At 35.4% G+C, this 14,721-nt stretch carries 15 protein-coding genes; 12 read left to right on the top strand and 3 right to left on the bottom strand.

Annotated features, from left to right (window positions below):
* The first annotated feature begins 30 nt into the window (after positions 1-30).
* The 9 genes from BUA76_RS03370 (at position 31) to BUA76_RS03330 (ending at position 8,277) form a co-directional block, all read left to right on the top strand.
* The gene (locus BUA76_RS03370) at positions 31-552 is read left to right on the top strand and encodes a YceD family protein (protein WP_072883431.1); all 522 of its coding nucleotides are present in this window, start codon (positions 31-33) and stop codon (positions 550-552) included.
* 59 nt (positions 553-611) lie between these two features.
* Positions 612-815, top strand: coding sequence for a 50S ribosomal protein L32 (gene rpmF / locus BUA76_RS03365; protein ID WP_007843326.1), 204 nt, complete (start codon positions 612-614; stop codon positions 813-815).
* Between the two features lie 126 nt (positions 816-941).
* Complete coding sequence (gene accB, locus BUA76_RS03360) at positions 942-1,427, top strand: acetyl-CoA carboxylase biotin carboxyl carrier protein (protein WP_072883430.1); 486 nt, start codon at positions 942-944, stop codon at positions 1,425-1,427.
* 104 nt (positions 1,428-1,531) lie between these two features.
* Complete coding sequence (accC, locus tag BUA76_RS03355; protein ID WP_072883429.1) at positions 1,532-2,887, top strand: acetyl-CoA carboxylase biotin carboxylase subunit; 1,356 nt, start codon at positions 1,532-1,534, stop codon at positions 2,885-2,887.
* Between the two features lie 297 nt (positions 2,888-3,184).
* The gene (gene rocD / locus BUA76_RS03350; protein ID WP_072883428.1) at positions 3,185-4,432 is read left to right on the top strand and encodes an ornithine--oxo-acid transaminase; all 1,248 of its coding nucleotides are present in this window, start codon (positions 3,185-3,187) and stop codon (positions 4,430-4,432) included.
* Between the two features lie 93 nt (positions 4,433-4,525).
* Entirely contained in the window at positions 4,526-5,293 is a 768-nt protein-coding gene (locus tag BUA76_RS03345; RefSeq protein ID WP_072883427.1) for a glycosyltransferase family 2 protein, read from the top strand.
* Positions 5,294-6,271 (top strand): WaaS/CpsH family glycosyltransferase, encoded by a 978-nt coding sequence (locus tag BUA76_RS03340; protein WP_072883426.1) that lies wholly within the window; start codon positions 5,294-5,296, stop codon positions 6,269-6,271.
* A gap of 6 nt (positions 6,272-6,277) precedes the next feature.
* Positions 6,278-7,234 carry a WaaS/CpsH family glycosyltransferase gene (locus tag BUA76_RS03335; protein WP_072883425.1) on the top strand — a complete coding sequence of 319 codons (957 nt, stop codon included), beginning with the start codon at positions 6,278-6,280 and terminating at the stop codon, positions 7,232-7,234.
* On the top strand, positions 7,231-8,277 hold the full coding sequence (locus tag BUA76_RS03330; protein WP_072883424.1) for a glycosyltransferase: 1,047 nt from the start codon (positions 7,231-7,233) through the stop codon (positions 8,275-8,277). The genes BUA76_RS03335 and BUA76_RS03330 overlap by 4 nt, the downstream gene beginning before the upstream one ends.
* Here BUA76_RS03330 and BUA76_RS03325 read toward each other — a convergent pair.
* Together BUA76_RS03325 and BUA76_RS03320 are read right to left on the bottom strand one after the other, a co-directional pair.
* On the bottom strand, positions 8,274-8,618 hold the full coding sequence (locus tag BUA76_RS03325; protein WP_072883423.1) for a phosphomannose isomerase type II C-terminal cupin domain: 345 nt from the start codon (positions 8,616-8,618) through the stop codon (positions 8,274-8,276). The two genes, BUA76_RS03330 and BUA76_RS03325, sit on opposite strands and share 4 nt — an antisense overlap.
* Positions 8,619-8,779: 161 nt before the next feature.
* On the bottom strand, positions 8,780-10,174 hold the full coding sequence (locus BUA76_RS03320; protein WP_072883422.1) for an MAC/perforin domain-containing protein: 1,395 nt from the start codon (positions 10,172-10,174) through the stop codon (positions 8,780-8,782).
* A gap of 243 nt (positions 10,175-10,417) precedes the next feature.
* Here BUA76_RS03320 and gltX point away from each other — a divergent pair, with 243 nt between their 5' ends.
* The gene (gene gltX, locus BUA76_RS03315; RefSeq protein ID WP_072883421.1) at positions 10,418-11,932 is read left to right on the top strand and encodes a glutamate--tRNA ligase; all 1,515 of its coding nucleotides are present in this window, start codon (positions 10,418-10,420) and stop codon (positions 11,930-11,932) included.
* Positions 11,933-11,980: 48 nt separating this feature from the next.
* A complete protein-coding gene (locus BUA76_RS03310) occupies positions 11,981-12,937 on the top strand; it encodes an acetyl-CoA carboxylase carboxyltransferase subunit alpha (RefSeq protein WP_066440757.1) in 957 nt (318 codons plus the stop codon).
* A 60-nt stretch (positions 12,938-12,997) separates the two neighbouring features.
* On the opposite strand, the gene BUA76_RS03305 is transcribed toward BUA76_RS03310, so the two are convergent.
* Positions 12,998-13,702, bottom strand: a complete 705-nt coding sequence (locus BUA76_RS03305) for a DUF6759 domain-containing protein (protein ID WP_072883420.1) — start codon at positions 13,700-13,702, stop codon at positions 12,998-13,000.
* A gap of 145 nt (positions 13,703-13,847) precedes the next feature.
* Between BUA76_RS03305 and tsf the strand changes: the two genes are divergently transcribed.
* Complete coding sequence (gene tsf, locus BUA76_RS03300; protein WP_072883419.1) at positions 13,848-14,672, top strand: translation elongation factor Ts; 825 nt, start codon at positions 13,848-13,850, stop codon at positions 14,670-14,672.
* Positions 14,673-14,721 lie beyond the last annotated feature (49 nt).

Here is a 14,721-nt window from a genome sequence, read left to right as displayed (position 1 = left end):
AAAAATTGCATATTTTTGCACACTCATTTTATGGACAAGTTAAGAAACTATGACGTAAGCTTTTCCGGATTAAAAACCGGCAGGCACGAGTTCAGGTTTGAGATAGATAAGGAGTTCTTTCAATTATTTGATACTGAACAGGAATTTACAAATCCCAGAATTTCAGTAGATGTTTTACTTGACAAACATTCTACCTTTCTGGAATTTGAGATCAAAGTAAAGGGTACGGTAGCGCTTGTTTGTGACATTACGAATGAGAATTTTGACCATGCTATTGAAAATGAGATCAAGGTATTGGTAAAATTCGGGGAAGAATATGATGACAGCGAGGAAGATGTTATTACAATTCCTTCCAGCGATCACGCTTTCAATATTGCACAATTAATATATGAAAACGTTGCACTTTCCATCCCGATGAAAAAGGTTTCACCGAATGTAAGCGATGAAGATCTGGCCATCCTTGAAAAGTTCAGTCCGAAAGAAAATGACGAAGAAGAACATGAAAGCGACCCAAGATGGGACGCATTAAAAAATTTGAAGAATAAAAATTAAATAGTTTAATGATGAGATGATGAATCTCATCGCTCATCAATTAAAAAAGTTATTAGAAAATGGCACATCCAAAGAGAAGACAATCGTCTACAAGAAGAGATAAGAGAAGAACTCACTATAAAGCTGTAGTTCCTCAATTAGCTAAAGATGCAACAACAGGAGAGCTTCACCTATATCACAGAGCTCACTGGCATGAAGGAAAATTATACTACAGAGGTAAAGTAGTATTGGAAAAAGAAGTAGCTACTACTGAAGAAAACTAAGAGTTTTTTTTCACAGAAAACACTCAATTTAATACAAAAACCGCCCGATTTTTATAAAATTTGGCGGTTTTTTGTTGTTTTTTACTATTTTTTGGTATCTTTGGCCCAAAATCAAATATCAATTTTATGGACATTAAAGACATACAAAATCTTATCAAGTTTGTATCTAAAGCAGAAGTTTCTGAAGTAAAATACAAAACTAAAGATTTCGAAATCACTATTAAAACTCCATTGGCAGGTAGCGAAGTTGCTTATGCTCAACCTGCAGTGTATCACACTGCTCCTCAACAGGTAGCTGCTGCTCCTGCACCGGTTGCCACTCCTGCAGTTGCACCATCTGAAAAAGCTGAAGCATCATCTGATGAAAGTAAATATGTGACTATTAAGTCTCCAATGATTGGAACTTTCTACAGAAAACCATCTCCGGACAAAGATGTATTTGTAAACGTTGGCGATGAAGTTTCTGTTGGCAAAACGGTTTGCGTAATCGAAGCAATGAAATTATTCAACCAGATTGAGTCTGAAGTAAGCGGAAAAATCGTTAAGATTTTAGTGGATGATTCTTCACCTGTAGAATACGATCAACCTTTATTCTTAGTAGATCCATCATAATTTAGTTAGAAGTTAGAAGTTAGAAGATAGAAGTTAGATAACTAACTTTTAAGTTTCGTACTCATGTCTAATTTTCAAATTATCTAATTTTCAAATTAAAGAAGATGTTCAAAAAAATATTAATAGCCAATCGTGGCGAAATTGCAATGCGTATTTTACGTACTTGTAAAGAAATGGGGATCAAAACCGTAGCAGTTTATTCAACTGCCGACAAAGATAGTCTTCACGTAAGATTTGCTGATGAAGCGGTTTGTATCGGTCCTGCAATGAGCAAAGACTCATATCTTAAAATCCCTAACATTATTGCTGCTGCTGAAATTACCAATGCAGACGCAATTCACCCTGGTTACGGTTTCTTATCAGAGAACGCCAACTTCTCCAGAATCTGCCAGAAAAACGGCATTAAATTTATCGGTGCTACTCCTGAGCAGATTGAGAAAATGGGAGACAAAGCGAATGCCAAAGCAACGATGAAAGCTGCTGGTGTACCTTGTGTACCGGGTTCTGATGGCTTGATCGAATCTTATGAAATTGCCGCCAAAACAGCTGAAGAGATCGGTTATCCGGTAATGATCAAAGCAACAGCCGGTGGTGGAGGAAAAGGAATGAGAGCAGTATGGAAAGCTGAAGATCTGAAAGACCACTGGGAATCTGCAATTCAGGAAGCCGTTGCGGCTTTCGGAAACGGCGGAATGTACATGGAAAAACTGATCGAAGAGCCAAGACATATTGAAATTCAGGTTGCGGGTGACCAGTTTGGTAAGGCCTGTCATCTTTCTGAGAGAGACTGCTCTGTTCAGAGAAGAAACCAGAAACTTACTGAAGAAACCCCTTCGCCATTTATGACTGACGAGCTTCGTGAGAAAATGGGTGAGGCTGCTGTAAAAGCTGCTGAATTCATCGGTTATGAAGGTGTGGGAACTATTGAATTCCTTGTGGACAAACACAGAAATTTCTATTTCATGGAAATGAATACAAGAATCCAAGTAGAGCACCCGATTACTGAGCAAGTAATTGATTATGACCTCATCAGGGAACAGATTCTTCTGGCTGCGGGAACTCCTATTTCAGGAATTAATTATTATCCGAAATTACATTCTATTGAATGCAGAATTAATGCGGAAGATCCTTACGCTGATTTCAGACCTTCTCCAGGAAAGATCACCGGATTAAATATTCCAGGCGGGCACGGGGTAAGAGTAGACACACACGTTTATTCCGGATATACCATTCCTTCCAATTATGATTCCATGATCGCAAAACTGATCACCACGGCTCAGACCCGTGAGGAAGCGATTGCCAAAATGAGAAGAGCTCTGGAAGAATTCTATATTGAAGGAGTAAAAACCACTATTCCTTTCCACAGACAGCTGATGGATAATGAGGATTATCTTTCAGGAAATTATACTACAAAATTCATGGAGGATTTTGTGATGGATAAAAAATACGACAATCATTAATTGATTTGTATATAATTTGTAACCGCCTTTCTGAGGCGGTTTTTTTATGCTGCATAAAAAAACTTTGTCAAAGTTTGTAACTTTGACAAAGTTAACACCGTAACCTTTCAAATTAACAAATATTAAAATCCCTCATTTTTAAAGATAGAATACCTATAACAGATTCTTTACAGGACAAATATTTCTAATTCACTTTTACAATATAATTAAAAGCTCTTAAATTAAGCACTTTATCAGCATGACAATTCTGTTTAGCAATATCATTTATATTGTTTACATTTGCGCAAAATCAAATATATGTCAACAGCAGAAATTGTAAAAGATTCACAGTATTTTATTGACCTTGAAGATAAGCACGGTGCTCACAACTACCACCCTCTTCCCGTTGTATTGGACAAAGGAGAAGGTGTTTTTGTATGGGATGTGGAAGGCAAAAAATATTATGATTTCCTCTCCGCTTATTCTGCTGTTAATCAAGGACATTCGCACCCTAAAATTGTAGAAGCTTTAGTAGAACAGGCCAGAAAACTGGCTTTAACGTCCAGAGCCTTCTATAATTCCAGATTGGGAGAATATGAACAGAAGATTACTGATCTTTTTGGTTTTGACAAAGTACTACCCATGAATTCCGGGGCTGAAGCTGTGGAAACGGCGGTAAAATTAGCCAGAAAATGGAGCTATGAAATCAAAGGAATTTCTGAAAATGCAGCAAAAATCATTGTATGTGAAAACAATTTTCACGGAAGAACCACAACTATAGTTTCTTTTTCAAATGATCCGGATGCCAATCAGAATTATGGTCCTTTTACACCGGGATTTATTAAAATTCCGTATAATGATCTTTCTGTATTAGAAGAAATTCTTAGCAAAGAATCAGACACTATTGCCGCTTTCCTGGTAGAACCGATTCAGGGAGAAGCGGGGGTGTATGTTCCGGACAGCGGTTTTCTAAAAGGAGCTTCCGAATTATGTAAAAAATACAATGTTCTCTTTATTGCAGATGAAGTTCAGACGGGAATTGCAAGAACCGGGAAGTTAATAGCATGCCATCATGAAGATGTTCAGCCAGACATTCTTATTTTAGGTAAAGCTCTTTCAGGCGGAATGTATCCTGTTTCAGCGGTATTGGCTAATAATGAAATCATGAATGTCATCAGGCCCGGCCAGCATGGTTCCACCTTTGGAGGAAACCCTATTGCCTGTGCAGTGGCAGTGGCAGCATTGGATGTTGTACAGGAAGAAAAACTTTCTGAGAGAGCTGAAGAGTTGGGGAAATTATTCCGTTCCGAGATTGAAAAAGTAATAGAAAAAACAGGTCTTATTACTAAAGTAAGAGGAAAAGGATTACTGAATGCTATTTTAATCAACGATACACCGGAAAGCTCTACAGCATGGAATATCTGTTTACAATTAAAAGAAAACGGACTTCTCGCCAAACCAACCCACGGAAATATCATCAGGCTTGCACCACCTTTGGTTATTACTGAAGAACAGCTTTTAGATTGCGTGAGCATTATCGAAAAAACCATCCTTTCATTTCAGTAGAAATAGATGGATAATCGATATAAATAATAAGATACACCGATACATTTCAAATTAAAACTTATCTTTGAATTAATTTTAGATAAAATAATTTGGATGGCAGAAGAGCTTATGACGAATGTAAGCGGTTTGATCATAACGTATAACGAAGAAAAAAACATTAAGGATGTGCTGGAGTGCTTTGATTTCTGTGATGAAATTATTGTAGTAGATTCTTTCAGTACGGACAAAACGGTAGAAATCGCACAGCAATTTTCTAAAGTAAAGATAATTCAAAATGCGTTTGAGGATTTTACCAAGCAAAGAAATTTTGCTTTGGATGCCGCAAAAAATGACTGGGTATTGTTTCTGGACGGAGATGAGAGAATCACCGCGCCTTTAAAAAAGGAAATTTTGAATGAGTTAAAAAAACCGGTGCAGAAGGATGCTTACTATTTTTACAGAAAATTCTATTTTGCAGGCAAGCCCATCCATTATTCAGGAACACAGACAGACAAGAATTTCAGGCTTTTCAGAAAATCTAAAGCCCGATATATCAGTGGGAAAAAAGTTCACGAAACGCTTCATGTAAATGGAACAATTGGAGTACTGAAAAATAAGCTTCTCCATTTTTCCGTTAATGATTATGAGTCCTATAAATCAAAAATGATTCATTACGGACTTCTAAAAGGACAGGAGTTGGCAGCCAAAGGAAAAAAATACAGTCTTGCAGCGCAGTATTCAAAAACAGCTTTTAAATTTTTTAAGGCATACATTTTGCGTTTAGGTATTCTTGACGGAAAAGAAGGCTATCAGCTTTCCTATCTACAGTCCTTAAGTGTTTTTGAAACTTATGAATCATTAAAAAAGGAGCAAACTGACTGAATGAAAATCTGTGTAATTAGTTTCGATTTCTGGGGATATGACCACTATATAGTTGATGCTTTACGTTCTAAAAATATAGATGCCCATCACATTAAAATTGCAGATGTAACCCATTCTAATTTTAGTGAAAGGGCAAAAAATGCCGTAAGTAAAATTTTCCTCAATAAAAATCTTAAAACAGAAAAAAGACAGCGGTTTGTTACCGATTCTCTCCAGCAGCTGGGACACCAGGACCAGATCCTTGTAATGAATCCGGATACTTTTGATCTGTCTACTCTTCAGGAAATCAGAAAATATACCAGCCGCCTTATTACCTATCTTTATGACAGCCTGGACCGCGTAGTTGTTGATAAAGAAAAACTTGATCTTTTCGATAAAATTTTTTCATTTGATATTGCTGATGTAGAAAAATACGGTTTTGAAAAACTCACCAATTATATTTACCTTCCGTTTTGTTCCGAAGAAAAACAAAATCCTGAAATGGATCTTTTTTACATCACTTCTTATGATAATAAAAGAGTAGAGTTTATTAAATTACTTACCAGAAGATTGTTGCAGCTGAAATCAAAATTTAAGATAATTGTCATTGGAAAGAAAGGCTGGAAACATCAGCTGAAGAATGCATTTATTAAAATTCCGGAAAATTTGCACATTATTTTCAGCATAAAAAAAATAAGTCATAAAAAACTTCCCAGATATTATAAAAATTCGCGAGCTTTGCTTGATCTCACCCGTGAAAATCAATATGGACTGAGTTTCAGGGTATTTGAAGCGATGGCTTTAGAAAAGAAAATTATTACGGATAATGAACTGATCAAAAGGTATGATTTTTATAACCCTCAGAATATTCTGGTTTTAAACGAAACATGCAGTAATCTGGAAAAATCCTTTTTTGAGACACCTTATGAAAAAGTTCCGGAAGAGATTTATTACAGCTATACTTTAAATTATTGGATAAAAAAGGTATTTGAGATATAATTAACTATGAAAAAAAAACTCTTGTTTATTGCTCCGGGATACTATGGATTTAATGAAGTTGTTTTTAATGGCCTGAAAAAATATAGCAATTGCGAAGTAACACATATTAACTCTACACTTCCTTATCAATATAGAAATAATTTAGAAAGGTTATATAATTTTTTTTTAAAAGTTTTTTTTAAGAAAAATCTTAAAAACATAAAACGAGGAGAGCATATTCAAAGAATAATTAATAGCCAGGAATACGATATTGTATTAGTGAACAGACCTGATGTTTTATCTGAAAGGGATTTAAGCTCGGCATTTCAGAAAAGTAAAAAATCAATAGTACTTTTTTGGGACAGCATTCAAAAAATACCTGCACAAAAAGAGTATATTGGCAAATTTGATAAATGCTACAGCTTTGATTCTGAAGACTGTACGAATTACAATCTGAATTATATTACCAACTTCTATTTTGCTAAATGTGAGAAAAAAGAAATAAAATATGACATTGGCTATCTTGCAACATATGATAAAAGAATTAGAGAAACAGTCATCCTATTTAATTACTTCGACAAAAAGAACATTTCAGCAAAAGCTCGAATTTTCACTTATAAATCTATTCCTATTAAAGAAGAAATGCCTGCTTCAATTGAGGTAATCCATAAAATTATTCCATTTTCAGAATCTTATAAATATTATCTTGACTGCAAAATTATTCTTGACCTTGCACATCCACATCAGAGAGGGCTTTCATTTAGACCTTATGAAGCAATCGGCCTAAATAAAAAGATCATTACAACAAACAAGGATATTGTGAATTATGATTTTTATGATCCTAACAATATATTAGTTATAAATGATATTAGAAATTTTTCAATTCCTGAAAGTTTTATAAATAGCGAATATCAGCAACCAGAAGAGTGGATAAAAGAAAAATACTATATTAAGAACTGGATAAAAAACATTATTGATAGATGAAAACTAAGATCTATTTCATTTGCCCCAGCAACAATTTCGCCAGTGGTGGAGTAAAGCAAATATACCGGCAAGTAGAAACTTTGAATAAAAATGGATTTGAAGCATATTTGCTTCTTAAGAAAAAGAGAAAAAAAGAAAATTGGTTTAATTCTGATGTTCCGGCAAGCTACAGCCCACTGATATTTAAACAATTAAAATATCTCTACAAGCAAAAAAAGATAAACTTTTTCAGAAATATTATTTTAAAATTCTTAAAAGCTCAAAGTAAAAAGATTGAAGCAGATTCTATATTAGTTTTTCCTGAGATTTACGGGCCGGATATTCATAAAATTGAACCTGAAATTTTTAAAGTTATTTTTAATCAAAATTGCTATTATACTTTTCAATATTTTTCCATTCGTGAAAGCTATAAAACGACTCCATATAATCATCCTAAAACCCTTGCTACCATTGTCGCTTCCAAGGATGCAGAAAGATATATTAAATATGCATTTAAAGACACCAAAGTCTTAACGATGAGATTAGGAATTGATGATAAGATATTCAGGTATTCTAAAAATAAAGAAAAGCAAATTTCTTTTATGCCTAGGAAGCTTGGAGACGATGTAATGCAGGTAATTAATATCTTAAAACAAAGAAATAATCTAAAGGATTGGGCGCTTGTGCCAATTGAAAATAAGTCCGAAGCAGAGGTAGCCGATATTATGAAAAACAGTATGATTTTTCTTAGCTTTAATCATAAAGAAGGTTTTGGTCTTCCCCCGGTGGAAGCCATGTCCTGTGGATGTTATGTTATTGGCTATACAGGTCAGGGTGGAAAAGAATATTTTAAACCGGAATTTTCTTCACAGGTAGAGGATGGAAATATCATACAATTTGTTGAAAGAATTGAAGAGTGTATAGAAAAGTATGAAAGGAATTCTGAAGAAATTTTAGCAAAAGGCAAATTAGCTTCTGAATTTGTCATACAAAACTATAATTTAAATATAGAAATTAATGATACCATTAAAAATTGGAGCAATATTACCCGTATTAAGAATTAATTTCTATCATATTCATCCTCAATCCTCACAATATCATCTTCCCCGAAATAAGTCCCGGTCTGCACTTCAATAAATACAACAGGCTTATCAGACAGATTCATCATTCTGTGTTTTGCACCAAGAGGGATGAAAATACTTTCTCCGTATTTTAAACTGATCTCTTTATCATCCAGAACTACCGTAGCATCACCATCGATAATGGTCCACTGCTCCTGTCTTTTATGATGGTACTGATACGATAATTTTTGTCCCGGGTTTACTTCAATTCGCTTTAGTTTATAATTCGGTTCATCTGCCAAAACATAATACTTCCCCCAAGGTCTCTCCCCTATTTCTAACATAATTTTTTGTTACAAATTTAAATATTTTACGCTCTTAAAGCCAAAATTACATAATCTTTTTCATCTGTAATAAATAGGGAGACTGTTTATATTACAGTCCCCCTATTTTATTACGATTTTTTTATTGATTATACAATTTAATAATTTTTCATGGTTGTAATCTAGTATGCATAAAAAGGTATACCTTCCGCTACATATCCATTAGGTGTCCCACTCCAAGTGCTGTAGTAATGATCTCTGGTTCCTCCATTATAGAATTGATATATAGGCTTTTTAGAGCTATCCATTGTTGCGTAAAATGCAATTTTCTCATATGTATAATTCCACGGTGTACCAGATGAAGTTGAATAATAATGATCTCTATCACTTGCACTATAGAACTGATAAATAGGGACAGTATTTGGTGCCTTATAGCTATATACTTTAAATTGTTCACCTTCTGCCTGATAATTATAAGGCGTTCCTGCAGAAGTAGAAAGATAGTGGTCTCCATCTGCTGCACTATAAAAACCATAAACAGGTACCGGTATATAATCTAAAAACACTTTATTATCAATCAAATATTGATCTACATAAGCTTTTAACGCAGCCTTCTTAGCAGGATCTTTTACCAAATCATAGATGAATATTAGGCCATTTTGCCCAAAATCAACCAAAACAGAATTGTTTACAGTTGAGCTGCTCTGCCAGTTAGAAATATTAATTTTTGTAGTCGGCTGTTCTAGATTAATTTCGCCAATTAAACCTTTTGAAGGGTCTCCTCCTCTCGTTCTATACCATAATTTGCTAGAGTAATTCTTATAAGATTCTGATGTATTTACATCATTGGTAACATTTACATCAAAAACTTTATCCATACCAACTTTAACTCCGATTCTCGCAGCACGTTCACGATTTTCGTTAGTCGTTTCAGATTGGAACATAATATCCATTTTAGCTCCGGTATAAATATCGGTCATGACATGAGTACCATAATCCTGTACAATCTGCTGAGGCGTTTTTGTTTGTAAATCTTCAGTGAATTGAGATGTGAGATAATTACTAAGCTTATCGGTAGTTGCATTGAAATTTACTCTTTTGCGTATAATAGTTAGATTATAGCTCCCATAAATATATTTTGCATCGAATTTATTGTTTGTAGTTACTGCGGAATTAAAACCTACGGAAATACTTTTTTTAAACAACGAAAATCCTGCAGTAATATCTACTTTTGTTGAAATCATTTTAGAATAACTTTCTGCATTCTCACCATACTCTTCCTTATATTCTTGAGAAGAGATCATATTTTCATCTACTCTATTTTCTTCCGCTTCAAGCTTTTCAACATCAATAACTTTAGACCCTGCCGATGTAGCATTAGCATATTCCCCGGCAGCATTATAGCCATGTCCTAAAACATCATAAATGCCATCACCAGAGTATTTCGCTGCTGAAATGTTTTCTCTTGAGGCCTTAGAGCTTTCTATATTGGAATTATTATCCAGTTCTTCAACTGAACATGAGGTCATAAAGACCAGAGGTAAAGCACTTAAAAAAAGCGCAAATTGTCTTTTCATAGTATAATTTTAATGTACCACAAATATAAAAATCATTAATTGGTGATAAAAAGCAAAGTTTATGATTCTTATCATAGATAGTGAAAAAATTGCATAATATTTTCAATTCCAAATCATTATAATCTGAAAATTTTATACATAATGAAAAAAGCCTTAAAGATGAATAAAACTTAAAACAAAAGAAATTTAGAAATTTTTACCTTTATAATTTTAACTAAATTTGCACCAAAAATTTTATTTACAATGGAGAAAGTAAGAGTCCGTTTTGCTCCTAGTCCTACGGGACCTTTGCACTTAGGGGGCGTAAGAACCGCATTATATGATTATCTTTTTGCTAAAAACCAGGGTGGTGAATTTGTGTTGAGAATTGAAGATACCGATACCGCCAGATACGTTGAAGGTGCAGAAGAATATATCGAAGAAGCCTTGGAATGGTGCGGGATCATTGCCGATGAAAGCCCTAAAAAAGGAGGAAAATTTGCTCCATACAGACAATCTGAAAGAAGACCTATTTATGATAAATATACCGAGCAGATCCTGAAAACAGATTATGCTTATATCGCTTTTGATACTGCGGAAGAACTGGATGCCATCCGTGCAGAATATGAAGCGAGAGGTGAGGTTTTCTCTTATGACAACAGAACAAGAAACCAATTAAGAAACAGCCTGGTTCTTTCTGATGAACAAGTACAGAAGCTGCTTGACGAAAAAACTCCGTATGTGGTACGATTCAAAATGCCGGTGGACAGAACGCTTAACCTTGAAGACATTATCCGTGGAAAGTTCTCCGTAAATACCAATACGTTGGATGATAAAGTTCTGGTAAAAAATGACGGAATGCCAACCTACCATTTTGCCAATATTATCGATGACCATGAAATGGAAATCTCCCATGTTATCCGTGGTGAGGAATGGCTGCCCTCTTTAGGCCTGCATACTTTATTATATGAGGCAATGGGTTGGGAAGCGCCTCAGTTTGCGCATCTTTCATTGATTTTAAAGCCTGAAGGAAAAGGCAAGCTCAGCAAAAGAGACGGCGATAAATTCGGGTTCCCGGTATTCCCTTTGAATTTTACGGATCCTGCAACAGGAAACGTTTCCAAAGGATACAGAGAAAGCGGATATCTTCCGGAAGCATTCATCAATATGGTTGCCTTATTGGGTTGGTCTCCTGCAAATGATAAGGAAATTTTATCTCTGGACGAAATGGCAAAAGAATTTGATTTAAATAAAGTTCATAAAGCCGGGGCCAGATTCAGTAAAGAAAAAGCAGAATGGTTCAACCATCAGTATATTCAGCAAAAATCTGATCAGGAATTACTCGAAATTTTAAAAAATTCAGACTTTGACACAACGCTTTCGGATGAAAAATTACTGAAAGTAATTTCATTAATGAAGGAAAGGTTAACCTTTATAAAAGACCTTACTCTTGACAATGAAAAAGGAAAATTCTTCTTCGAGGCACCTGTTTCTTATGATGAAAAAGCATCCAAAAAAGCGTGGAATGATCAAACTTCGGCTATTTTGGGAGAATTGGCTTCCCATCTGGAGAACACGGAATTCAATGCCGAAAGCCTGAAGAATGCCGTGCATGATTTCGCGGAAAATAAAGGCCTGGGAATGGGTAAAGTAATGATGCCTTTACGTTTGTCTTTAGTGGGAGAACTGAAAGGACCGGACGTTCCGGATATCATGGAACTTCTTGGAAAAGAGGAAACTACCTCCAGAATAAACAATGCAATTAATAATTTTAAATAGATTCATATAATTTTTCATAAATTTGAAAGATTTAATTTACTTCAAGAAATGGAATATTTAAGTTTCGAACTTCCTATAAAAGAACTCATGGATCAACTTCAGACTTGTTCTTTAGTAGGAGAAGAAAGTGGTGTTGATGTAAAATTAGCATGTAGCCAAATCGAGGATAAGATTTTAGAAAAGAAAAAAGAAATCTACAGCAATCTTACGCCTTGGCAGAGAGTACAACTGTCCCGTCACCCGGATCGTCCTTACGCATTGGATTATATCAATGGAATGGCGGATAAAGGCAGCTTCCTTGAGCTTCACGGAGACAGAAATTTCGCTGATGACCCGGCAATGGTAGGTGGCTTGCTTACCCTGGACGGACAGAAAGTGATGGTGATCGGTACTCAGAAAGGAAGAACTACAAAAGAAAGACAACACAGAAGGTTCGGAATGCCGAATCCTGAAGGATACAGAAAAGCGCTTCGATTGATGAAGCTTGCTGAAAAGTTTCAGATTCCGGTAGTAACTTTGGTAGATACGCCGGGAGCTTATCCCGGACTGGAAGCTGAAGAAAGAGGCCAGGGTGAAGCCATTGCCAGAAATATTTTTGAAATGGTTCAGCTTAAAACACCCATCTTTACGTACATTATCGGTGAAGGAGCAAGCGGTGGAGCATTAGGTATTGGTGTAGGAAATAAAGTATACATGCTGGAAAATACATGGTACACCGTAATCGCTCCGGAAAGCTGCTCATCCATTCTTTGGAGAAACTGGGACCACAAGGAAGATGCAGCGAATGCTTTGAACCTTACCCCGAAAGATGCTTTAAGAGAGAAATTCATCGACGGTATCATTGAAGAACCTCTTGGAGGAGCACATTATGATCCGGCGGGCGCATTTCAGAATCTGAAGACTTCTATTTTACAGAATATCAAAGCCTTCTCAAAATTCACAGGACAGGAACTTGAAACCCAGAGACAGGATAAATTTATTGCCATGGGGCAATTTAAAGGATAACATTAAAAAATTGGCTAAGAAATTAATTCTTAGCCAATTTATTTTTCAGTCTTAGTTCTGTCATTCCCTCAGATTTAATTCAATCTCAATATCTTTATTGATCTTTTTTAAAGATGAATATTTGGCATCACAAACCATTGTTGTAAGAATGTATTCTCCTTTTTCAACCAGCAGAAAATTTTGTCCGTTTGCCGGAACATCAAGATTGTAATATTTTTTTCCATTGATTTTTACGATAAGATTGCACTTCGATCTATTCTTGATGTTAATGTATGCTTCTTTATCCATGGGATCATTATTAAACATATGGGTAAGCATTGCTGCCGTTTTTTTGTGCTGCTCACTTGCTCCTGATTTTTTGCTGGCAGCGCCCGTAACACTGGCATAGCTAACCGTTCTTTCAGGAGTTGCTATACCCGTATTAGCAGCTATAACTTTCCCTTTGTTGAGATTATTGTTATCAATCACCATCTGCTTGATCTTATCTTCACTCAACGTTTTTATCGTTGGTTTAGCCTCCGGAGAATTGTTTGCCATCACGATCTGCATAAGTTTTCTTTTGAAATAATCCGTTTTGGCATGTCCCGGATTCTGTTTCAGGAACCCTGCAACAACTCTGGCTTCTGCAGTACTTTCCGCATCGCTTTCAGTATAGATGATAACTGTTTCCTTTTCTACAATAGCTTTCGATTTTGACTTTTTCTTTTTCTGTGAAAAACCAAGGGTAAATATGCATAAAAATATGAGGAGAAATATTTTTTTCATTAAAGAGACATTTAAAATTTTATTAAATAATATAAATAACGCAAAAAGTCATTTTTTAGTTTATCATTAAAATCATTATCTTTGCGCAGCTTTAAAAGTAAGCTAAAAATTAATACGAATCTTAAATAAAAAAATAATAGATATTATGTCTTATACACCAGCTGCTGCAGACGTAGCAAAATTGAGAAACCAAACAGGTGCAGGTATGATGGACTGCAAAAAAGCTTTAGTAGAAGCTGAAGGAGATTTCGAAAAAGCGGTAGATATCCTTAGAAAAAAAGGACAAAAAGTGGCTGCAAACAGAGCAGACAGAGAATCTACTGAAGGAGCAGTAATCGCAAGAGTAAATGAAGACAACACTCTGGGAGCTGTTATTTCATTAAACTGCGAAACCGACTTTGTTGGTAAAAACGAAGCTTTCATTGAACTGGCTTACGAACTAGCTGAAATGGCGATCTTTGCTGCTACAAAAGAAGAACTTTTAGCTACAGATTTCCACGGAATCACTGTTGCTGAAAAATTAGTTGAACAGACCGGTGTAATCGGTGAAAAAATTGAGATCGGTGCATTCGAAAGAATTGAAGGACCTTTCTTAGGAGCTTATATCCACGCTGGAAACAAAATCGCTGCGATCACTTCACTTTCTGCTAATGTAGAGGGAGCTGCTGAAGCTGCTAAAGCAGTTTCTATGCAGGTTGCTGCTATGAACCCTATCGCTCTTGACGAAACTACTGTTTCTCAGGCAACTATCGATAAAGAACTGGAAATCGAAAGAGAACTTCTTATTAAAGAAGGAAAACCGGAAAACATTATCGAAAACATCCTTAAAGGTAAAATGCAGAGATTCTACAAAGACAACACGTTGGTGCACCAATCTTTCATTAAAGACGGAAGCATCACTGTTGCTGATTACGTAAAATCTGTAAATTCAGATCTTAAAGTAACAGGATTTGTAAGAGTAAGCTTATAATTCCTTTCCTGATTTAAAATATAATCCCGGTGCTGGTCACCGGGATTTT

It is taken from the genome of Chryseobacterium takakiae, assembly GCF_900129385.1.
In the GTDB taxonomy this organism is placed as follows: Bacteria; Bacteroidota; Bacteroidia; order Flavobacteriales; family Weeksellaceae; genus Chryseobacterium; species Chryseobacterium takakiae.
The sequence above is the reverse complement of the archived record's forward strand: the minus strand, read 5'-3'. Positions and strand labels throughout refer to the sequence as shown.